The organism is Kutzneria sp. NPDC051319, assembly GCF_040682195.1.
GTDB lineage: Bacteria > Actinomycetota > Actinomycetes > Mycobacteriales > Pseudonocardiaceae > Kutzneria.
In genome coordinates, this window is sequence record NZ_JBFBAM010000006.1 from 208,250 (window position 1) to 228,667 (window position 20,418).

Sequence of the window (20,418 nt, forward strand, 5' to 3'; positions counted from 1 at the left end):
CTCCGGAGGTCAGGAGGACTTGGCGATCACCGACTCCGTGAGCTGGCTGCCGTTGGCCGAAGACACGACGCAGTAGGCGTCACGGGCCCCGCCGTCGGGCTCGTCCTCGGTCTTCACGTGGTCCCACGCCTGGTTGTCGGGCACCAGCGCGCGGAAGCGCAGCGTGGAGTCCTTGTCCGTCGGGGCGATCTTCCCGCTGGCGAACAGCAGCGCGCAGTAGCCCTCCGCGCTGCGGGCCAACGCGTCCTGGCCCGGATAGGCGCCCTTGTAGTTGGTGTCCAACGCATCCGAGATGCCGAACACCTGGATGTCGTGCGGCTCGTCGCAGGACATCGACGCGGTGTAGGCACGGCCGACCTCCATCGCGCCGCCGGCACAGTAGCCGGTGTACAGCGTGAACTTCGGGATCTGGCCGCCCGGGCCGTAGGTCCACGTCGGCAGGATGGCCGGGGACGTGACGGCGGTGTCGGGCACGCCCAGCCTGCCGGTCAGCCAACCGCCGCCGAAGCACGCCGCCGCCAGCACGGCGGCCGCGCCGACCAGGGCGGCGATTCGCTTGCCACGCCGGGGCTTCGTCATCACGGCGGGGGAGGTGATCTGGGTGGTGACGCCGGTCGGCCCAAGGCTCCCGGCCAGGTCCAGCAGGTGCATCGCCTGCTGGTGGGACAGGCGGGCCTCCGGCGAGGCGATGAGCAGACCCATCACCGCCGAGGCCAGCGGCCCCTGGCAGCGGCTGAGGTACGGCACCTCGTTGGTGACGGCGTACAGGGTGGCCGCGGTGTTCGCGCGCTCGAAGGCGGCGTAGCCCTCCACGGCGTAGAACAGCGTCGCGCCAAGGGCCCACAGGTCGGTGGCCGGCGTGGCCACGGCGTGCTGGATGCGTTCGGGCGCAAGGTAGCCGGGCGAGCCGATCACGGCGCCGGTTGTCGTCAGCCGGGGGTCGTCGTCGATGCGGGCGATGCCGAAGTCGGCCAGCTTCGCGCGGCCCGACGGCAGCACCATGATGTTGCTCGGCTTGACGTCCCGGTGCACGATGCCCACCGAGTGGGCGTTCTCCAGCGCCGACAACACCTGTTTCCCAAGGGACGCCGCCGCGGCCGGCGGCATCGGGCCGTTGGCCGCCACCCACTGGGTCAGCGTCGGCCCCTCGACCAGCTCCATCACCAGGTACAGCCGGCCGCCGTCGCCGACCACGTCGAACACCGTGACCGCCGTCGGGTCGTTGAGCCGGCCCGCGCTGCGCGCCTCGCGCAGGACCCGCTCCTCCAGGATCTCCCGCTGCTCGCCGAGCAGGCCCTCGGGCAGCCGCAGCTCCTTCACCGCCACCGGCCGCCCGATGACGCGGTCCTCGGCCCGCCACACCACTCCCATGCCGCCCCGGCCCAACTCGGCCAGCAGGGCGTATCTGCCGGCTACCAGGCGCTGCGTCTCTGGTGTGGCCACGTGCGACATCCTCCAGGTCCCGATTGTGTGGAGTGGACAGTACATAACGGCCAGAACCGGGGATCACTTTCGTCGGTATTGACGACACATCGGAGCTTTCCTAGCGTGGGGACTGCCGCCGCACGAGTGGTGAAGGGACGTGCTCGATGGCCGGACCTCTGCGTTCGGCGGCGCTGGTTGCCGCCTTGACCCTCTTGCCTTCCGGTCAGGCCGATGCTTCGACGCCCTGGGTGGCGGCATGGGCGACCGGCCAGCAGTCCACCGCAACGCTGCCAGCACCTCCGACCTTTGTCGACCAGACCGTGCGGATGATCGTCCACCCGCGGGCCGACGGCCGGCTGGTGCGGATCCGGCTGTCCAACACCTTCGGCGATCGGCCCGTGACTTTCGGCCGCTCGACCGTGGGACTGAGCGCGGGCGGCGGCGCGGTGGTCACCGGCACGCTGCGGGCGGTCACGTTCGGTGGCGCCGCATCCACCACGGTGCCGGCCGGGCGTGAGGCGCTCAGCGATCCGCTGCGGCTCAACGTCAAGGCGGGCGGCGACCTCGCCGTCAGCGTCTACCTGCCGACCGACACCGGCCCCGCGACCTATCACCGGGCGGCGTACCAGACCAATTACGTCTCGGTGGCCGGCGACCACACCGGCGACACTGCCGCCACCGGCTTCACCACCACTGCCGGCCACTACTTCTTCCTCGACTCGGTCAGCGTCGGCGGCACCTCCTCGGCCGGGACCGTCGTCGCCCTGGGCGACTCCATCACCGACGGCTCCGGCTCCGCCGGCAGCTACCACCGCTGGCCCGACGTCCTCGCCGGCCGCATCTTCCGCCAATCCGTTGTGGACGAAGGGATCGCCGGCAACAAGGTGCTGTCCGACGACGCCGTGAGCGGGCAGAGCGTGCTGCACCGGCTCGACCGTGACGTGCTCTCCCAGCCCGGCCTGCGCACCGTGATCATGTTGGAGGGCATCAACGACCTCCGCAGCACCACGCCGCCGGCCACCGCCGCGCAGATCATCGCCGGCTACCGCCAGATCATCGCGCGGGTGCACGCCCGCGGCGCACGAATTCTCGGCGCCACCATCACTCCCGTCGAGGGCAGCGCCCGCTACGACGCGAACATGGAGCAGCAGCGGCAGGCCGTCAACACGTGGATCCGCACCAGCCATGCCTTCGACGGGGTGGTCGATTTCGCCGCCACGCTGGCCGATCCGGCCGATCAGCTCCGGTTGCTGCCGGCGTACGACAGCGGCGACCACCTGCACCCCGACAACGCCGGTTACCAGGCGATGGGCAACGCCGTGGACCTCAAGCTGCTGCGGTGAATCACGGTGTCTCCCGGTCGGCGGCCGGCTCGGTCATGCGGGCGGCGTCCAGGATCTGGAGGAGTTCCAGCCAGCCGGCGAACGCGTGCTCGGCCCCGGCATTCCGTGCCCACCCCTGAATGGGCACGGCGTTCGGGACGAGCGCCAACTCGACCCGTACCGTCGGGGTTCCTGCCTCGCTCATGCCGGCCACGATTCCCGGCGGCGGGGCCGTGGGCATTGTGGTCGGCACCGCAATGTTTGCCCGTGGGTCAGGCGGGCGGCTCGGCGATGGCCGCGCTGAGCTGAGCCCGGCCACGGATGGCGAGCTTGCGGTAGCTGGCGGTGAGATGGGCCTCGACCGTCCTGGTGGTGAGGAACAGGGCCTGCGCGATGTCACGGTTGGTGCGGCCGTCGGCGGCCAGGCGGGCCACGCGCAGCTCGCTGGAGGTCAGCGCGTCCCGGCCGGAGACGACGTCGCGTCGCGGGCGGGCGCCGGCGGCGTGCAGCTCTTCTCGCGCCTGCTCGGCCAAGGGAGTGGCGCCGCAACGGGCGGCCAGGTCCAGGCCCTGACGGAGCGGGTCCAACGCCGCATTCCGTTGCCCGGCACGGCGAAGCGCCGAGCCGTAGGCGATGAGGCAGTAAGCGTGCTCCAGCTCGGATCGCTCGTTGGCCAGCAGCTCGACGGCCTGTCGGAGAAGGTCCAGCCCGGGCTCGGTCGTGGCCAGCGTGCGCAGGGCCCGGGCGATGGATCGGGGAGCGCCGAAGGCCCGCGCCAGCTCCAGGTTCTCCTCGGCCAGCTTCTTCGCGGCCGCCACGTCGCCGAGCGCCAGATGGGCCTGCACGGCGTCGGTGCGCCACTCGGCGAAGCCGGGGTTGAAGTAGCCGCCGTCGGTCAGGAAGCGGCCGACCTCCGACAGTTCGGCCAGCGCCTCGGCCGGTTCGTTGCGGCGCAGGCGAAGCCGGGCTCGGGCGATGGGAATGAAGTGCATGATGATCGTGTGCGCGGGGAGCGGCTCGCTGATCCCGTAATCCTCGAGCACCTGCTGCGCCTCGGCCAGTTTTCCCCGTTCCACCAGGGCATCCACCAACATCGCCGCGGCCAGGGGAGCGTTGAGCCGGCTCGCCTCCCCGGACACCTCCTCCAGCGCCGCCCGAGCATCGCCCTCGGCCTCGACCAGCCGGCCCGCGTACCAGCAGCTGTGCGACCGGAGCATGGACAGGTACCGGTAGTTCCACACGTCGCCCAGCCGGCTGGTCCACGCCAGCCCGCGGTCCAGCAGCGCTATGGACTCGTCGTGACGGTCGCAGATGCCCAGCGCGGCGCTGGCGTAGTTGACCAGGATCCAGCCCCCGCGCACGGGAATCGAGCCCGTGGCGGCCCGGGTGGCCAGCTCGACCACCTCGGCGACCGTGCTCTTGCCGGTCGCCACCGAGCCGAACGCCATGGTGGCCAACAACATCCGGACCTCTTCGGTGCTGCCGGTCAGCCGGGAGGCGGCACCGGCCAGACCCTCCAACACGGCTCCCGGCGGCTGCATGGCGATCATGTCGAGGCCGGCGAACCCGGCGTACATCAGCGGCGGCAGGTCGCCGCCGTACTCGGCGATCATGGTGCGGGCCCGGGCCGCGGTCTCGGCGGCCTGGGCCGAACGCCCGGACTGCACATGGAGGAAACCCTGCTCCAGCACCAGTTGGATGCGTTCGATCGGCGACTCGGCGCGGGAAATGGCCTCGTCCAACATGTCGGTGGCCTCGGCGGTGCGGGCGGCCATGGCCAACACCCGGCCCAGCATCGCCGCCAGCGGACCTTTTTCCTGCTGTGCCGGCGGTTCGGTGCGGGCCCGGGTCAGGTAGGTGACGGCGGACTCGGGCGCGCCACGGCCCAGGGCGGACATCGCGGCGGCACGGAGCGTTTCCACCACCCACGGGTCGGATTCCGGCGTGGCGGCCAGCAGATGCGGGGCGAGCTGCTCGACCCCGGCGTCGTCGGCGGCCAGCATGCGCGCCGCCCGCTTGTGTTCGGTGGCTCGCAGCAGGCTGCTGGAATCGGCGTAGACAGCGTTGCGTACCAGGGGATGCACGAACATCACGGGGTGTCCCGCGGTGACGATGGACTCCCGCGTGAGTCCGTCCGCGGCGGCGGCCGCGGCCTCCAGCGACAGCCCGGCCAGGGCGGCGATGTGGCGCGGCTCGGCGGCCGTCTCCAACACCGCCAGCGCCCGCGCGAACCGGACGGCATCCACGCCGCCTCGGGCGATCCTGGCCAGCACGGCCCGGGAAATGGCGTCGGCCCGCAGTTGCGAGACCCGGTGCGCCTCGGTGGCGATCGGCCGGGTTCCGTTCTCCCGCAGGTTGGTGACGGCCTCGGCCAGCAGGAACGGATTGCCGCCGGTGGCGACGGCGCAGGCGCGGCAGAACTCGTCCTCGGCCTCGGCCGACAGGTCGCGGCGGACGAGCACGCCGACCGCCTCGTCGCTCAGCTGCCGCAGGCGGATCACGTGCGGGGCGGCGCCGCCCAGCGCCGTGTCGACCAGGCTGTCGAGGACCGTGCCGGGCCGGGCGGCCAGCAGCAGGAGGACCGGCAGGTCGGCGATGCGCCGGGACAGGTGGGACAGGAACCGCAGCGACGGGCCGTCGGCCCAGTGCAGGTCGTCCACCACCAGCAGGAGCGGGGCAGACTCGGACAGGTTGGCGCACAACCAGTACAGGCCGTACACCACATCGCCCTGGCCCGCGTCGTGCCCGCCGAACACCGGCGCGGCCAGCCCCGCCGCGCCGGCCAACAGCTCCGCCCGGTCCTCCGTCCTGAGTGGTGGTTCGAACAGTTGCCGCACGATGGTGAACGGCAGGTCCTGTTCCAGCTCGCCGCCGATCGAGGTGAGCACCCGCAGACCCCGGCCGCGAGCGTGCTCGCCGGCCGCGGCCAGCACCGCCGTCTTGCCGATCCCGGGCGGGCCCTCGACCAGCGCCGTCCGGCCGTGGCCGGCGGCTGCCGCGCCGATCATGGCACGGATCGCGGCCAGCTCGGGTTCCCGTTCGACCAGCGCCATGGGAGTCCATTCACGTCGTGTCGGCGACCGCCCACTCTAGCCGGTTTGGCGCGTATGTCGGATCAGTTTGTCTCCCATTCGGCGAGGACGCGCTGCTCCTTTCGGGTGTCCAGGCCGGGCGGCATGGTCGGGGCCGTGTCGAGCGTCCGCAGCCACGCCCAGGTGTCCTCGACGGACTCCGCGAACGGCCGGGTGCGCAGGCCGCGGGCCGTGGCGCCAACGGCCGAGACCGACCAGAAGCCGGCCGTCGCCGGGCCGTCCGGGATCCACAGCGGCAACTCCGCCCAGGGCTGAACGCCTTGGGAGAACAGGAAACCCTCATCCATCCACACGGGAGTGGCGTCGGCGCCGGTCGCCCTGACGCAGTCGTCGACGAGTTGGCCCATGGTGGTGTTGGGCTCGTCCGGGACGACGTTGTGCACGCCGCCGGCCCGCGCCTCGACCTGGTCCAGCACGAACGCCGCCAGGTCGCGGGCGTCGATCAGCTGGAGGCCCCGGTCGGGATTGCCGGGCGCGAGCACTCGGCCGCCCCGCGCTATGCGGGTCAGCCACCAGGGCAGCTGGCCGACGTTGTCGTACGGGCCGACGATCATGCCGGCTCGGGCGATCACGCTGTCGGGGCCGTAGGTCTGCTCGACCGCCAGCTCGCAGCCCCGCTTGCGGACGCCGAGCCGGGTCAGGTCGGCCGGGTCTCCGTCCTCGTCCGCCACTCCGGGCCAGGTCGCGGCCGACTCGTCGACGTGCGGCGTGTCCCAGGACTGGTAAACGGCCGTTGTCGAGACGAACGCGTAGAACGGCGCCGCGTCGACCAGCGCCCGCGCGGTTCGCAGCACGTGAGCCGGGACCATGCCGCCCGGGTCGACCACCGCGTCGAAGGTGAGGCCCTCCAGTTCCCGTAAGCCGCCGTCGGTGGAGCGGTCGCCGCGGAGCGCCTTGACACCGTCGACGTCCGCGCCGGTCCGGCCGCGATTGACGGTCGTGACCTCGTATCCTCTGGTCAGAGCGTCTTCGACGACCGTGCGGCCGACAAATGCGGTCCCGCCGATGACAAGCAGTCTCATCCGGATCATCCCCCTTGTTGACAACAAGTGTTGTCGAGCCGGACCATAGTTGGGTCCGTAAACACTTGTTGTCAAGGAGTGGCCCGTGCTGTCCGACCAGGAACGCGCCGAGCTGGATGCTGCCGTCGAAAAGCTGGCCTGGACCTCGGCGCGGGCCTCCCTCGGCCTGCATCCCGAGCCCGGCTTCCGCTACGACGGCGACCCTCGGGAGCAGTGGCTGGCCACGCTGAACGCGCTGCTGGCCATCCGGGACAGCGCCGAGCAGTTGGCCGCCTCCGCCGCGCTGTCGGCCGCCCAGCAGGGCGCCGACTATCCAGAGATCGGCGCCGCGGCCGGCATGACCCGGCAGGGCGCCCGTCGCAAGTGGCCCGGCCTGGCCGGCATGGCCGACGCCCGTGAGGTCAAGGCGGCCTGGTGGACCGCCCGGGGCGAGCAGTTCCTCGAATGCGTCCGGGCCGTGGTGCTCATCCCCGAGGCCCAGTCCCTGCCGTGGCTGAACGGCCTCCGCGGCCACCTGCTTTCGCTCGACGACGTGGCGCCGGGCGAGGCCCTCGACGCGATGTTCATCGACGCCTACACCGTCGCCCTGAACACCCCCACCCCGGAGGACCCCGCCGATGCGCGGCACCTCGGGCTGCTCGCCGCCCTCATGGCCGACGCCCGCGCCGCCACCAACGGCCTTTCGCCGCTGGTCCCCCGTAAGCGCAAGCCGTGCTCGACTCCGTACTGTCCGGCCGAGCCGGTGGTGGAGTTGCTCCGTGAGGACGGCGCTTTCCCAGCTGTGCCGGCTTGCCAGCCGCACGCCGTCGACGTGCTGCGGCATCCGTCCGCTCGCATCGTGAACGCCTTCCAGCCGGACGTTGCCCTGTCGTTGTTCGCCGAGGTGCGCGGCTGACGGCTCGGGCGCCGGGCCCGATGCCCGGCGCCCTCTGGCGTCAGTTCGCCGCCGCCGACGACTTTCCGTGCAGCACAACGTTTGCGCCGCTGTCCTTCTTGATCGCCGACTCGATCTGGCTCATGCTCGACGACGAGCTCAGGCCGGGCACCGTGGCCGACTTCAGGGCGTAGAGGGTGAACGTGTACGGGTGCTCGCGGCCGCCCGGGCAGGGGCCGAAGAACTGCTGGGCCGTCGTGCCGCTGCCCATCGCCTTCTGCTTGGCGCCATTCTGGTTCGGCACCGTGTAGCCCGAGCCGAGGCCCTCCGGCAGCGACAGCGTGGCCGCCGGGATGTTCCAGATCGCCCAGTGCACCTTGTCCCCGCCGTTGGCCACGTCCCGCAGCACGATCGCGTACGCCTTGGCGTTGCTGTCGCCCGCCGTCCACGCCAGCGGCGGCGACACGTCCCGGCCCGCCTTGTGGTCGAAGGCGCAGCTGTAGTGGTCGGGAATCGCCGCGTTGTCCGCGAACGCCGTGCTGCTCAGGGTGGGACCGGCCTTGGCGCCGGCCACCGCGGCGTTGGCCGCTGCCGGGCTGGCTGCTGCCGGGCTGCCTATCGCTGGACCGGCCGCCGTTGCACCGGCCACCGCTGGGCTGGCCGCTGTCGGACCGGCCGCTGCCGCGCTGGCTTCCTCCGGACCCGCTGCCACTGTCACGGCCATTGCCGCACCCACAACGCCGGCGAGCACTGCCCGCGACGGCAAGAGGTTGACCACTGCGTCCTCCCAGTTGTCCTTCGAACGGTTGGCGCGGCGGCAGGGTGTAACCGTTCTCACTTCTACAATCCTCCGGACACGCCTGTCAAGAAAGCGCTTTCCGGACAAAGGGTTCGTGGCCTCGGGTGTTCGGCCCGGTCGATGAGGAGTCCGCGTTTTCACCGCTTTTCGTAGTGCATACCCGTGGGGTATGGACCGATGGTGAATCGCTCATGGCTCTGCCGCCGGTCGCTGCTGGACGGTGGACATGAGTGAAATCGACAGTCACCGACTTGTGGCCGAGGTGCTGGGCCGCTACCTCCGTGCGGCCGATCACCGCGATCCGACGAGCATGGCCGCCGTGTTCTGGCCGGAGGGCGTGGTCACCGTCTACTACTCGGGCGCGGGCCGGGACGAGCTGCTGGGCGAGATGGCGGGGGCGGAGAACATTGGCGCGGCGGTGAAGGCAGGCATGGTGCGGCATCCGGAGCTGGGCTGGAGTCCCACACCACACTCAACCCGATCATCACAGTCGACGGCCACACGGCCGCGTACGACGCCCAGTTCCTCGTGTACTCGGTGCGCGGCCTGCCTCGCCCGGCAGGTGGCCGGCCGGCGGGAACTGTTGGGGCACAAGGCGCGATCACGCCCATCGAGTCCGGCTACCTGCGTTCCTCCTTGCGACGCAAGGACGGGGAGTGGCGCATCGAGCGGCACGTGATCAAGCACGACCTGCTCTACGTCTTACCGGAGGCGCCACATGTTGGGGATTTGCCTGGTCGGTATCGACGGCCCGGCGCGCGTGGGGGAGGGCCCCGAGGCGGTCGCCCCGGACGGTTGGATGTGGGTGGCCTGGGCCGTGCCGGGGAAAACCGTTCTGGTGCAAGGGGTTGGCGGCGGCGTCGACACGGTCCTGATCCAACTCGGCAGGGCTGCCGGCCTACGCGTGTGGGCCACCGCCCGTGATCCGAAACGGGGTGAGCGGCTGATCTCACCCCCGCAGCGGGCCGCTCGGTGAGCGTAGAGTCGTGACAACAATTGTTGTCCACCGTGCGTGACAGTGTGGTGACAACAGGTGTGCACGGATCGCCGAGTTCGCCTGGCGTTGGTGGGACCACCAGACGGCCTGCGGCATACTCGCCATGATCGTCGGACTAGCCAGGAGGACAACAGATGCCGGTCTCGAAGGCCCACGCCAGCTGGAACGGGGACATCCCCACCGGGTCCGGGCAGTTCAACGCGGGTAACAACATCTCGGGAGGCGTCACCTTCAAGTCGCGCTTCGAGGACGGCCCCGGCTCCAACCCGGAGCAGCTCATCGCCGCGGCCCACGCCTCGTGCTACTCGATGGCGCTGGCCAGCGCGCTGTCCAAGGCCGGCTTCACCGCCACCTCGATCGAGACGGACGCCTCGGTCACGCTGCGCCCGGTCGACGGCGTGCCGACGATCATCAAGATCGAGCTCGTGACCAAGGGCGACGTGCCCGGCGTCGACGCCGACCAGTTCCGCGAGTTCGCCGAGGGCGCCAAGGCGGGCTGCCCGGTCAGCCGCGCGCTGGCGGGCGTGCCCGAGATCACGCTTGAGGCCAACCTCGCGTAGTGGTGATCACGGCCCGCCGGGAGTCTCCCGGCGGGCCACCACGATTTCCGTCGTCTGGCGCAGGGCGAAGCCCAGGTGCTCGTACAGCCGCACGGCACCGGTGTTGGACGCCAGCACGTGCAGGAACGGCGTTTCGCCGCGCTCGCGGATGCCGGCGGCGATGGCCAGCAGCAGCCGCGTGCCCAGCCCCTGCCCACGGGCCGTGGGGTCGGTGCAGACGCCGCTGATCTCGGTGAACCCGGGCGGGTGCATGCGTTCCCCGGCCATCACGATCAGCCGGCCGCCCCGACGGATGCCCAGGTAAGTGCCCATTTCGATGGTGCGGGGCAGGAACGGGCCGGGCTTGGTGGCCGCCGTCAGGGCCAGCATCTCGGGCACGTCGGCCGGGCCGAGCCGCACGGCCTCCTCGTCCGGCGCGGCGGTGATGCCGTCGTCGACGAACTGCAGTAGCGGCAGGCGATTCACCACTTCCCAGCCGGCCGGGGGCTCGCCCTGCGGGCCGCTGAGGACAACCTCCTCGCCGGCGAGCGCCGCGATGTCCGCCCAGTCGGCCGCGGTGGCCCGGTCGGGCAGCGCCATGAACGGCGACACGTCGGCCGGATAGCGCACCGCGTTGCCGCGTCGCTGCGCGAGATGGGCGTGCGGCCCGGTCAGCGAGGCGTGCACCGGATTGTCCAAAGTGGTCACGAGTGCTCCATGATCAGGCAGGTGCTGCTGGCGTGCCCGACCACGCGGCCGGCCTCGTCGGTGATCGTGGCCTCGGAGGTGGCGACGCGACGGCCGAAGGTCACCACCGTGCCGACGCAGCGCAGCCGTCCGGAGGCGACGGTCACGGCCCGGGTAAAATTGATCTTCAGTTCCAGGCTGGTGTAAGCGAATCCGACGCCGAGCTTGGTGTGCACGGCGCAGCCCAGCGCGCTGTCGGCCAGCGTGGACAGCACGCCGCCGTGCACGCAGCCGATCGGGTTGTACTGCCACTCGGCCGGCGTCAGCTCGAACACCGCCCGGCCGTCGGCGAACTCCACCGGCCGGATTCCGTTGGTCACCAGGGCGGGCGGGTGCGGCAGCCGTCCCTCGGTGTACGCGGTGAGGAACTCCAGGCCGGTCATCCGGCCGGCCGCCGCGGCCAGCAGCAGCGGGTCCTCCCAGTCGTACGACCGGGCGCGGTCGGTCCCGACGAGCTCATGGATGGTCATCGCGGTGGTCCTTCCGGTCGGCGCCCGACTGCCCGTGTCCGTGCCGGGTAGCGCCCCTTGCCCATTCTACCCGTTCTGGTTCGGTCACCGAACTGATCCGTGCTACCTTCGGTTCGTTCACCGAATCACATGGCCTGTGAGCTGGGTAAACGGCAGAATTGGAGAGCGGTGTGACGGTTCTTGTCACGGGCGCGACCGGGCGTCACGGCGGCACCGGCGCCTATGTGGTCAGCCGGCTGCGTGAGCGCGGCATCCCGGTGCGGGCCCTCGTCCGGCGCCTGGACGAGCGGTCCGAGCGGGTGGCCGCACGCGGCGCCGAGCTCGTCGTCGGCGACCTGGCCGACCATCGAAGCCTGGCCTCGGCCGTGGACAGTGTGTCCTCGGTCTACTTCACCTTCCCGGTCGACGCCGGCATTGTGCCGGCCGCCGCCAACTATGCCCAGGCGGTAAGGGAAAGCGGCGGCTCGCCGCGGACCGTGGTGATGTCGATGGGGCCGGCGACGCCGACGCATCCCAGCCACCTCGGCCGGCACCAGTGGCTGTCCGAGCAGATCCTCGAGTGTCGGTTTCGAGCCGGTCAGCCGCGATGCCTGGCTGGCCGAGCTCCTCGGCCTCGCGGCCTCGCCGCACGCCGGTCTGCTCAAGCCTGACATGGCCCGGCACATCACGGCCTGTGGCCACGCCGTCGCCAACTCGGTGGAACGCGGTAACGCGGACCGAACCACGAGGGTGATCAGCTGACAACGGCTGTTGTCGCGCGGCGGCCCCGCACCATGCCGGCCACGCCCGCGACGGCGGCGAGGACGAGGCCGGCGGCCATGGTCACGTTGCCGGCGACCGTGCCCGGGTTGGGGGAGAACAGGTTGGGCGTCAACTGGTTGGCCAGGCCGCCGACCCCGACGATCCAGAACGCGATGAGCACCGCGAAGACCGGATGCCACCGCCAGCGGGCGGTCAGCACCGTCAGCAGCCCGGCCCCGGCGATGAACAGGATGCCCGGCGGGAAGGCGATGCCGAACGGCTGCTCGCCCGCGCTGAACTTGGCCGGGTCGGCCGCCCACTGGATGAGCAGGCCGACGATGCCGACGAGCAGCCCGGCCAGGCAGCCGAGGGTGCCGCGGTTGAAGCGACGGAACATGGTGCACTCCTTATGGATTGGCGCGGACGACCGCGGCGACGGCACACACGCCGGCCGCGACGAAGCTGAGCATCTGCACCCACCCGGCCGTGAAGTCGAGCACCGCGGCCGGGTCGGTGAGTTTGGCGGTGAACTGGGGCGACACGAGACCGCCGAACAGGAAGAAGGCGCTCATCACGGCGGCCAGCAACGGGATGTACCGCCACCGGGCCAGCGCCACGACCACCGCGAACGCCGGGTAGATGAACGGGCCGGGCCCGTCGTATCCGGTGGCCTCATCGGCCACCGCGGCGACCACCAGGGCCGCGCACGTGGCGACCAGCAGCGTTCGGCGCCGGCCGGTGGCCCGGCCGATCGCGGTCCACGCCTGGCGCGTCTCTGCCATCGACGGATCTCCTTTGGCTTGGTGGACAAGGGCAATCCTCGGTCCGGCCGGCGAAGTGTCGCATCGGACGCAGGGCGGCCTTCGCGGCGCGGATGTACGTCAGCTGACGTAGTGAGGTGTCGGCGTGAGGCTGACGCGGTGACGCCCGGCGATCGGCATGCTGACGGGCATGGTCGGACTCGGGCGTCCGGTGTGGACAGACATGGTGCTGGCGGCCGGACTGGCGGCGGTGGTGGTCGCGGGAACGCTGGCCGTCGGTGTGGGGCAGACGGACCGATCGCGGCCACTCGACCTGCTGGGGCTGGCGCTGCTGGTGGGGGCGTCGGCCGTGACCGCGGCATTGCGGCGGACGGCCCCGTTGGCGGCGCTGGCGGGCGCGACCGCGCTGGTGAACGCCTATCTGCTGGCCGGCTATCCCTACGGGCCGGTGCTGCTGTGCCTGGTGATCGCCGTATTCGAGCTCGCTCGACAACAAGTGTTGTCGGTGTCGGCCGTGGCCGCCGGGGTGGCGTCGGTGGTGTCCGCGGCCACGATCCTGCTCCGGCTGATCGGGGACAGCCACGTCCCGGCGCTGCTGGCGCTGGCCTGGACGGGATGGATCGTGCTGCCCTGGTCCCTCGGCGCGCTGATCCACGTGATGGGCACCGCCCGGCGGAACCTGATCGCGAGAACCGCCGTGGAGGAGAGGATGCGGCTGGCGGCCGAGGTGCACGACATCGCCGGCCACGGTTTTGCCCTGGTCACGATGCAGGCCGGGGTGGCGCTGCTGGTGTTCGACGAAGAGCCGGAGCAGGCCCGGATCTCCCTGGAGGCGATCCGGGAGAGCAGCGCCGCCGCGCTGGCGGACCTGCGCGGGATGCTGGATGCGTTCCACCCCGCGCCGACGCTCACCGACCTGGTCCAGCAGGTCCGCGCCGGCGGCCTCAAGGTGGACATGCACGTCGACGGGGCCGATGACCTGCCCGAACCACACAGCACCGCGGTGTACCGGGTGGTGCAGGAGGCGCTGACCAACGTGCTCCGCCACGCCGGCCCCACCCGGGCCGAGGTCGCCGTCGACCGCCGCGACCGGCATGTCGAGGTCAGGGTGAGCGACCGTGGCGTGGGGACGTCCGCCCAAGCCGGCCGCGGGCTGGCCGGCATGCGACGCCGGGTCGAAGAGCTGCACGGCCGCCTGGAAGCGGGGCCCCGCGAGGGCGGCGGATTCCAGGTCGTGGCCTGGCTGCCGGCGCCGGAGGCGACGAGGTGATCCGCGTGCTGCTGGTCGACGATCACCAGCTGGTCCGAATGGGACTGCGCGTGCTGGTGGACCGTGAGGACGACATGCGGGTCGTCGGCGAGGCGGACAACGGGCAGCAGGCCCTCGCTCAGCTCAGCCGCAGCCCGGCCGATGTGCTGCTGCTGGACATTCGCATGCCCGGCATGGACGGGCTGGAGGTGCTGCGCCGCCTCGCCGGCGATCCGGTGCGGGTCATCGTCGTCACCACGTTCGAGATCGACCGGTATGTGTTCGAGGCGCTCGGCGCCGGGGCCAGCGGCTTCGTCCTCAAGGACAGCGCCCCCACGGATCTGGTGCGCGCCATCAGGGTTGTCGCTGCCGGCGAAGCGCTGCTGTCCCCGTCGGTGACGCGGCTGATGGTGTCCACGTTCGCCCGGCGGTGGTCGGCGCCCACCGCCGTCGACGGCCTCGACACGCTGACCGAGCGGGAGCGGGAGATCGCGGCATGGGTGGCCACCGGCCGGTCCAACGGCGAGATCGCCGACGCGTTGGTCCTGTCGCCGGCGACCGTCCGCACCCACGTGGCGCGGGCGATGGGCAAGCTCAACGCCCGCTCCCGCGCCCAACTCGTCGTGCTGGCCGTCCGCGCCGGGCTGACTGTTCAGTGATCGGCGCAGCAGGGCGTGGGGTTGGGCACCTCGAACGGCGCGTACCGACCCGGGCCGGCCGGCGTCACGGCCAGCACCAGTTCTCCGGCCTGCCACTCCGGTCGCACGTGGTCCCGCGTGTCGAGAACGTCCTCGGCCACCGGCCGGTCCGGCCCGCCCACGACGTGCAGGCGGGCGATCGCCGAACCGGCCAGCAGGTCGCCGACCCGAACCCCGCCGGTGAGACCGGTCGAGCCGGGGAAGACCACGGCTCGACCGGAGATCCCGGCGCTGGCAACGGCTTCGGCCGCCGAAGTCGACAGCTCGGCCCGGCCGAAACGGTCGGCGTCGCCGGCGACACCGGCGTTTTCCGCGGACGCGAAGCGATTCAGCCCCAGCCACAGTCCGTCCACATCGGACGGAACCGTGAGCGACACCGCGATGTGCGGGCGCTCGCCGCGGATCAGGTGCGTGCAGGCGATCACCTGCCCCGGGAGGCGGAGCCTGTCCACCAGCGAGTGGATCAGGTGGTCCGCCTCCCGCAGCGAGCGGCTGTCGGTGTCGACGCCGATGACCGTCACGACGGCAGGACCCACAGGGGGTTGCTGTAGAACCACAGGTCCTTCCACGGGTCGGCCGAGCCGAGGACGTCCATCGCCGGCCCGACCGGGTCGACCGCCGCGCCGCGCAGGCCCACGGCGGTGCGGTTGCCGTCGGTGCCGCGAACCCGCACGTACTGCGCCGCGCCGACCTTGCCCAGCGGGTAGGTGAAGTGCACGGTGCCAATGGACTTGTTGACCTCGAAGGACTTCGCGACCTTCGCGGTCGGCGCGACGAAGCCGTCGCGGTCGGTGGCGGGCCCGGTCACGTTGCCGGTGATCACGTCGATCCGCGCCAGCTGCGGCACGAACTGGGCCCAGTTGGGGCCGTTGGCCAGGTCGATCGAGATGACCAGGTCGACCTCGGCGCCCCGGCGCACGTGCAGCATGCCGCCCAGCGTCACCTCGTCACGGCCGTTGCGGGCACGCAGCCGCACGTCGAGGCCGCTGATCAGGCCGCCGTGGTCGACCCACACCCGGCCGGCACGGATGCCGTCCATCACCGACGCGTACGAGAAGTCCCGCGAGCCGACGTGGGTGCGGGAGTAGTAGCCCGGCCAGAAGTCGGTGTCGGTCAGGTTGAGGTCGCCGCCGTAGACCGGGTCGTTGTACTTGCCGTTCTTGGTGAAGTCCGAGCCCGGGCCACGCACCGCGTTGTCCGCGTACACGTTGTGGGAGTCGGAGTTGGCGGTGATCCACCACGGCTTGCCCTCGGCCAGGAGGCTGTCCCACAGCCCGCCGACGGTCGCGGTCATCCAGTCGAAACCGCCCCAGGTGCGGTAGCTCTCCAGCGGGTAGCCGGGGAACGAGTCCGCGCTCGGGCTGTTGTCGTAGCCGCCGCGGCCGCTGCCGGGGCCGTGCGGCGCGGGGATGCCGGCGCCCTGGTGGCCGGGCGCGCCCTCCATGCCGACGGCGATGGACGGGGCCGCGTCCCGCCACGCGCGGACCTCGTGCGGCGAGTCGATTCCCTTGCGGGCCGGGTGGTTGGCCAGGAACAGCGCGTCCTGCACGCGGCGGCGGCGCACCGCGTCGGCCAGGAAGTTCACGCCGGCGATGGCCAGCGCCTCGTTGGCCGGCGTGCCGGCGGTCGCGCCCTTGACCGAGCCGTCGAAGGTGTTCTCGAACTCCTTGAGCAGCGGCAGCTCGTTGCGGCCCGGGTGCACGAAGACGGTGCCGTGCTCGGCGGCCGGGATGTTCCACTCCAGGCCCTGGAACACCAGCGTGTCCCTGACCTTGTCGCGGGCGGCCACGATGTCGGGGTTGACCTTGTCGACGCCGATCTTGGCGTGCTCGTTGCTGCCGTGGTCGGTGATGACCATCCAGTCCAGGCCGTACGCGTTTGCGTGGCGGACGTGGTCGAGCACCCGGTACTTGCCGTCCGAGCTGTACTGGGTGTGGATGTGGTGGTCACCGGCCAGCCACAGGAAACCGTTGCGGGGCGGGCGGTTGCGGTCCGGGCCCGCCGCCGCGGCGCCGGCGCCGCCGGCCAGCACTCCGGCCGAGGCGAGGCCCGCGCCCAGCAGCCCGGCGCGGCGGAACATCGATCTGCGTGACAGCTCGTCCGGGCTCAGCTCCTGATCCGGGACGGCGAGGTCGGCCGCCGCCGGCAGCTCCTCGTGCGTGTGGTCGTGGCTGTGGTGATGGTGATGCTGTCCCACCGGGAAACCTCTTTCGCCGCTCGCCGACACGGGCGTTTCGGGCGAAGCCTCACTTGTCCGGACAAACCGCACCCAAACGCCGTGTGACGCGGAGGTGTCCATGCCGCAGCCACGGCGAAGGTGTGTGCGCCATCGACACGCTTCTGCACAGCCGGTCCCGGGCCGGGCGCGGTTCGTGATCGAGTCGCGCGTCACTTGATAACCGGAGAGCTCTCCGCTAACGTGGAGGCGTGCGGAGAACTCTCCGGTTCTAGTGAGAGGCAGTCATGGAGTACGTGAAGCTCGGGGCCACCGGCCTGGACGTGTCGCCGATCGCCATCGGCGCGATGACCTACGGCGAGCCGGACCGGGGCCATCCCGTGTGGTCGCTGGCGGAGGAGCAGGCCAGGCCGCTCATTCAGCACGCCCTGGAGCGGGGCGTCAACTTCTTCGACACGGCCAACATGTATTCGCTGGGCTCCAGCGAGGAGATCCTCGGGCGGGCCCTGCGGGACTTCGCCGTCCGGGACGACGTGGTGATCGCCACCAAGCTGCGGCACCCCATGCGGTCCGGCCCCAACGGCAAGGGCCTGTCGCGCAAGGCGATCATGACGGAGATCGACCACAGCCTGCGCCGGCTCGGGACCGACTACGTGGACCTGTACCAGATCCACCGCAACGACCCCAGCACCCCGCTGGAGGAGACCCTGGAGGCGCTGCACGATCTCGTGAAGGCCGGCAAGGTCCGCTACCTCGGCGCGTCGTCCATGCACGCCTGGGAGTTCAGCAAGGCCCTGCACATGCAGAAGGCCCACGGCTGGGCTCGTTTCGTGTCCATGCAGGACCATTACAACCTGTTGGCGCGTGAGGAAGAGCGCGAGATGCTCCCGCTGTGCGCGGATGAAGGCGTCGGCACCATCGTGTGGAGTCCGCTGGCGCGCGGCCGTCTCGCGCGGGCCTGGGACGACGCCGGCACTGCCCGGTCCGAGACCGACGGCGGCTACGCCGACACGCTCTACTCCACCCCGAACAGCGACCGCCGGATCGTCGATGCCGTGGGTTCCGTCGCCGCCGCTCGGGGAGTCAGCCGGGCCCAGGTCGCCCTTGCCTGGCTCCGCGCCAACCCCGTCGTCGTCGCGCCGTTGGTGGGGGCCAACTCCACCCGTCACATCGACGAGGCCGTGGCGTCGCTGGATGTCGTGCTCAGCGCCGAGGAGATCGCCCACCTGGAGCGGCCGTACACGCCTCGCTACGACTTCCAGGGCATCTCCAGCGACGCCGAGCTCCAGCGCATCGCCGCCCGCATCCCGCAGATGACGACGTCCTGAGTCAGCCGGTGACGGCCGGGGAAGCGGCGTCGCCGGTCAGCTTGCGGGGCGAGCCGGAACCGTCGGCCGGGACGGACCAGACGGCGTTGTCGAGTCCGTAGATGACGGTGTGGTCGTCCGACCAGAGGGCCTGGTCGTCGACGCTGCGGGTCTCGGCCAGCGGGATCTCCTTCAGCGTGGCCAGATCTAGCACGGACAGCCGCCAGACGCCGTCGCTGACCTTCTTCTTGAACGCCACGCGGGTGCCGTCGGGGGACAACGACGGGCATTCCACGTTCTCGCGCAGGGCCTTCCCGTGATAGTCGGCGTAGTCGCCCTCGACCAGGTACGTCTTGCCCAAGCTGGCGAGGGTGACGTAGAAGCGGTTGCCGTCGGGGGCGAAGGTGATGCCCCAGAAGTTGACGTCGGAGGCGAAGTACCGGCGGCCGTCGACCTGCACGGCCAGCTCCTCGATCGTCTTGACCAGGCGGCCGGTGTCCACTTCGTACAGTCCGGCCCGGGTGGAGAAGCCGGTGGCGGCGTAGGAGTCGCCGGTGACGAACAGCGTCCAGTAGACCAGTTTGCCGTCGGGGGAGACTCGGGCCCGGCTGGCGGTTCCGGGCAGGGACTCCTTGTGCTTGATGGCGAGGTGGTCGTCGAGGACCAGGACGTCGGTCACGGCCGGGAGCGTGCCGGGCTGGACGGCCAGGCACACGGCGGTGTGCTTGGCGACCGCGAACCGGTCGCAGCGCAGGCCGCTGACCTGAGGCGTGGCCGCCGGGTTGGACATCGGCACGGAGGCGATGCGGCCGGTGGAGACGGTGCGGTACAACAGCTGGCCGGGGGCGAGGGTGAGCTGGGCCGCCGGGCCGACCTCGGCGTTGTCGTGTCGGGAGCCGAGGGTGAACGCGACTGCGGCGACGATCAGGAGCACGGTGCCGCCGACGGCGAGCAGGACCTTCTTCATGGGCGTACCGGCCTTACGAATGCGGCGGCCAGGGCGACGGCGGCCAGGGCGGCCGCGGCGACGAATACGGCCGGCCGCAGGTCCCACAGCGTCCAGGCCAGTCCGAAAAGGACAGAGGAGAGCATCCGGGCCGCTGCTTGCCCGGTCTGCACGACGGCGAGCCCGGTCGCTCGCAGCCCCGACGGCACGAGCGGCCCGGCGGCGGCCATGAGCACACCATCGGTGGCCGCGTAGAACACGCCGTGCAGACCGAGGGCCACGACCGCGAGCCAGAAACCGGCCTGCGGTCCACAGATGAGCACCAACGCCAGGCACAGGGCGACATGGCCGCCCAGGAACACCGGCCATCGGCCGATCCGGTCGGCGAGGCGGCCGAGCGGCACGGCCAACAGCAGGTAGACGCCGGCGGTTCCCAGGGGCAGGAGCGGGAAATAGGTCGCCGCGACGTCCCAACGACGTTGCAGGAGCAGGTAGATGAACGAGTCGCCGACGGTCACCAGGCCCAGCAGGGCCGCCCAGATCGTGATCCGCCGGAAGTCCTTGGACCGCAACAGGTCGAACGCGGCCCGCAGCGACACGCCGTCCCGGTCGACCACGGCCGGCCGGTCGCGGACGAACAGGACCAGCAGCAGCACCGCGATGGCCGCGATGCAGAAGCTGGTGAAGAACACCGAGGTGTAGCTGCCCAGGCTCAGCGCCAGGACCGCCATGGCCACCAGCGGGCCGAGAAAGGCGCCCACGGTGTCCAGCGCGCGGTGTACCCCGAACGACCGGCCGAGCGCACCGGGCTCACTGCTGAGCGAGATCAGCGCATCCCGCGGGGCGGTGCGGATCCCTTTCCCGGTGCGGTCGGCGGCCAGGACGACGCCGATCGCCGCCACCGAGGAGCCGGCGGCGACCAGACCCAGCTTGCACACCGCGGACAGCCCGTACCCGAGCCCGGCGACCGCCTTGAGCCGCCGCCACCGGTCGGCCAGATGCCCGCCGAGCACCCGCACCACCGCGGTGGCGCCGGCGTAGAGCCCGTCGAGCAGACCGAACTGCAACGGGTTCAGACCCAGGCCCAGCACCAGGTAGAGCGGGAGGACGGCGGTCACCATCTCCGAGGAGACGTCGGTGACCAGGCTGACCAGTCCGAGCGCGACGACGTTGGCGGCCACCCGCCGCAGCGCCGGTTTCCGGTCGTTCCCGGCCGCCAGGTCCGAGGTGCGGCTGGCCGCGATGTACATGCC

Annotated in this window: 19 protein-coding genes and 4 pseudogenes; 10 read left to right on the plus strand and 13 right to left on the minus strand. The window is 71.4% G+C overall.

Translation table 11 applies throughout. From position 1 onward, the window contains the following. Positions 1-9 precede the first annotated feature (9 nt). The gene (locus tag AB0M73_RS08255) at positions 10-1,443 is read right to left on the minus strand and encodes a serine/threonine-protein kinase (RefSeq protein ID WP_363888479.1); all 1,434 of its coding nucleotides are present in this window, start codon (positions 1,441-1,443) and stop codon (positions 10-12) included. Between the two features lie 146 nt (positions 1,444-1,589). On the opposite strand from AB0M73_RS08255, the gene AB0M73_RS08260 reads away from it, so the two are divergent. Next, complete coding sequence (locus tag AB0M73_RS08260) at positions 1,590-2,768, plus strand: SGNH/GDSL hydrolase family protein (protein WP_363888480.1); 1,179 nt, start codon at positions 1,590-1,592, stop codon at positions 2,766-2,768. A gap of 1 nt (position 2,769) precedes the next feature. On the opposite strand, the gene AB0M73_RS08265 is transcribed toward AB0M73_RS08260, so the two are convergent. From AB0M73_RS08265 to AB0M73_RS08275, 3 genes are all read right to left on the minus strand, one after another. Beyond that, the gene (locus AB0M73_RS08265; protein WP_363888482.1) at positions 2,770-2,952 is read right to left on the minus strand and encodes a hypothetical protein; all 183 of its coding nucleotides are present in this window, start codon (positions 2,950-2,952) and stop codon (positions 2,770-2,772) included. Positions 2,953-3,019: 67 nt separating this feature from the next. After that, positions 3,020-5,800, minus strand: coding sequence for an AAA family ATPase (locus tag AB0M73_RS08270; protein WP_363888485.1), 2,781 nt, complete (start codon positions 5,798-5,800; stop codon positions 3,020-3,022). Positions 5,801-5,862: 62 nt separating this feature from the next. Next, positions 5,863-6,861 (minus strand): NAD-dependent epimerase/dehydratase family protein, encoded by a 999-nt coding sequence (locus AB0M73_RS08275; protein ID WP_363888488.1) that lies wholly within the window; start codon positions 6,859-6,861, stop codon positions 5,863-5,865. An 85-nt stretch (positions 6,862-6,946) separates the two neighbouring features. Between AB0M73_RS08275 and AB0M73_RS08280 the strand changes: the two genes are divergently transcribed. Then, a complete protein-coding gene (locus AB0M73_RS08280) occupies positions 6,947-7,756 on the plus strand; it encodes a hypothetical protein (protein ID WP_363888491.1) in 810 nt (269 codons plus the stop codon). A gap of 40 nt (positions 7,757-7,796) precedes the next feature. Here the strand turns inward: AB0M73_RS08280 and AB0M73_RS08285 are convergent. Further along, positions 7,797-8,282: pseudogene (locus tag AB0M73_RS08285) on the minus strand (YbhB/YbcL family Raf kinase inhibitor-like protein); the annotation flags it as partial. A gap of 478 nt (positions 8,283-8,760) precedes the next feature. Here AB0M73_RS08285 and AB0M73_RS08290 point away from each other — a divergent pair. The 4 genes and pseudogenes from AB0M73_RS08290 to AB0M73_RS08305 form a co-directional block, all read left to right on the plus strand. Then, positions 8,761-8,949, plus strand: a pseudogene (locus AB0M73_RS08290) (nuclear transport factor 2 family protein); the annotation flags it as partial. Further along, positions 8,859-9,194, plus strand: a pseudogene (locus AB0M73_RS08295) (hypothetical protein); the annotation flags it as partial. The pseudogenes AB0M73_RS08290 and AB0M73_RS08295, both read left to right, overlap by 91 nt. Before the next feature lie 160 nt (positions 9,195-9,354). Continuing rightward, a pseudogene (locus AB0M73_RS08300) lies at positions 9,355-9,468 on the plus strand (Zn-dependent oxidoreductase); the annotation flags it as partial. Positions 9,469-9,665: 197 nt separating this feature from the next. Next, positions 9,666-10,091, plus strand: a complete 426-nt coding sequence (locus tag AB0M73_RS08305; RefSeq protein ID WP_363888494.1) for an OsmC family peroxiredoxin — start codon at positions 9,666-9,668, stop codon at positions 10,089-10,091. 6 nt (positions 10,092-10,097) lie between these two features. Here AB0M73_RS08305 and AB0M73_RS08310 read toward each other — a convergent pair whose 3' ends face one another. Further along, complete coding sequence (locus AB0M73_RS08310) at positions 10,098-10,778, minus strand: GNAT family N-acetyltransferase (RefSeq protein ID WP_363888497.1); 681 nt, start codon at positions 10,776-10,778, stop codon at positions 10,098-10,100. Further along, complete coding sequence (locus AB0M73_RS08315) at positions 10,775-11,287, minus strand: PaaI family thioesterase (RefSeq protein ID WP_363888499.1); 513 nt, start codon at positions 11,285-11,287, stop codon at positions 10,775-10,777. Before AB0M73_RS08315 ends, AB0M73_RS08310 begins: the two co-directional genes overlap by 4 nt. 170 nt (positions 11,288-11,457) lie before the next feature. On the opposite strand from AB0M73_RS08315, the gene AB0M73_RS08320 reads away from it, so the two are divergent. Beyond that, a complete protein-coding gene (locus AB0M73_RS08320; RefSeq protein ID WP_363888502.1) occupies positions 11,458-11,937 on the plus strand; it encodes an NmrA family NAD(P)-binding protein in 480 nt (159 codons plus the stop codon). A gap of 83 nt (positions 11,938-12,020) precedes the next feature. Here the strand turns inward: AB0M73_RS08320 and AB0M73_RS08325 are convergent, their stop codons facing one another. Both AB0M73_RS08325 and AB0M73_RS08330 read right to left on the minus strand, forming a co-directional pair. Then, positions 12,021-12,425, minus strand: a complete 405-nt coding sequence (locus tag AB0M73_RS08325) for a hypothetical protein (RefSeq protein ID WP_363888505.1) — start codon at positions 12,423-12,425, stop codon at positions 12,021-12,023. A 10-nt stretch (positions 12,426-12,435) separates the two neighbouring features. After that, positions 12,436-12,810, minus strand: coding sequence for a hypothetical protein (locus AB0M73_RS08330; protein WP_363888507.1), 375 nt, complete (start codon positions 12,808-12,810; stop codon positions 12,436-12,438). Between the two features lie 169 nt (positions 12,811-12,979). Between AB0M73_RS08330 and AB0M73_RS08335 the strand changes: the two genes are divergently transcribed. Beyond that, the gene (locus AB0M73_RS08335) at positions 12,980-14,059 is read left to right on the plus strand and encodes a histidine kinase (protein ID WP_363888509.1); all 1,080 of its coding nucleotides are present in this window, start codon (positions 12,980-12,982) and stop codon (positions 14,057-14,059) included. Next, entirely contained in the window at positions 14,056-14,697 is a 642-nt protein-coding gene (locus tag AB0M73_RS08340) for a response regulator transcription factor (RefSeq protein ID WP_363888511.1), read from the plus strand. Before AB0M73_RS08335 ends, AB0M73_RS08340 begins: the two co-directional genes overlap by 4 nt. On the opposite strand, the gene AB0M73_RS08345 is transcribed toward AB0M73_RS08340, so the two are convergent. Together AB0M73_RS08345 and AB0M73_RS08350 are read right to left on the minus strand one after the other, a co-directional pair. After that, positions 14,691-15,272, minus strand: a complete 582-nt coding sequence (locus AB0M73_RS08345) for a hypothetical protein (protein WP_363888512.1) — start codon at positions 15,270-15,272, stop codon at positions 14,691-14,693. The genes AB0M73_RS08340 and AB0M73_RS08345 overlap by 7 nt on opposite strands. Then, on the minus strand, positions 15,254-16,933 hold the full coding sequence (locus tag AB0M73_RS08350) for a PHP domain-containing protein (protein ID WP_363888513.1): 1,680 nt from the start codon (positions 16,931-16,933) through the stop codon (positions 15,254-15,256). Before AB0M73_RS08350 ends, AB0M73_RS08345 begins: the two co-directional genes overlap by 19 nt. Positions 16,934-17,199: 266 nt before the next feature. On the opposite strand from AB0M73_RS08350, the gene AB0M73_RS08355 reads away from it, so the two are divergent. Further along, a complete protein-coding gene (locus AB0M73_RS08355; RefSeq protein WP_363888515.1) occupies positions 17,200-18,240 on the plus strand; it encodes an aldo/keto reductase in 1,041 nt (346 codons plus the stop codon). A gap of 1 nt (position 18,241) precedes the next feature. Here the strand turns inward: AB0M73_RS08355 and AB0M73_RS08360 are convergent, their stop codons facing one another. Continuing rightward, positions 18,242-19,186, minus strand: coding sequence for a hypothetical protein (locus AB0M73_RS08360; protein ID WP_363888516.1), 945 nt, complete (start codon positions 19,184-19,186; stop codon positions 18,242-18,244). Further along, a complete protein-coding gene (locus AB0M73_RS08365; RefSeq protein WP_363888518.1) occupies positions 19,183-20,415 on the minus strand; it encodes an MFS transporter in 1,233 nt (410 codons plus the stop codon). Before AB0M73_RS08365 ends, AB0M73_RS08360 begins: the two co-directional genes overlap by 4 nt. Between the last annotated feature and the right edge of the window lie 3 nt (positions 20,416-20,418).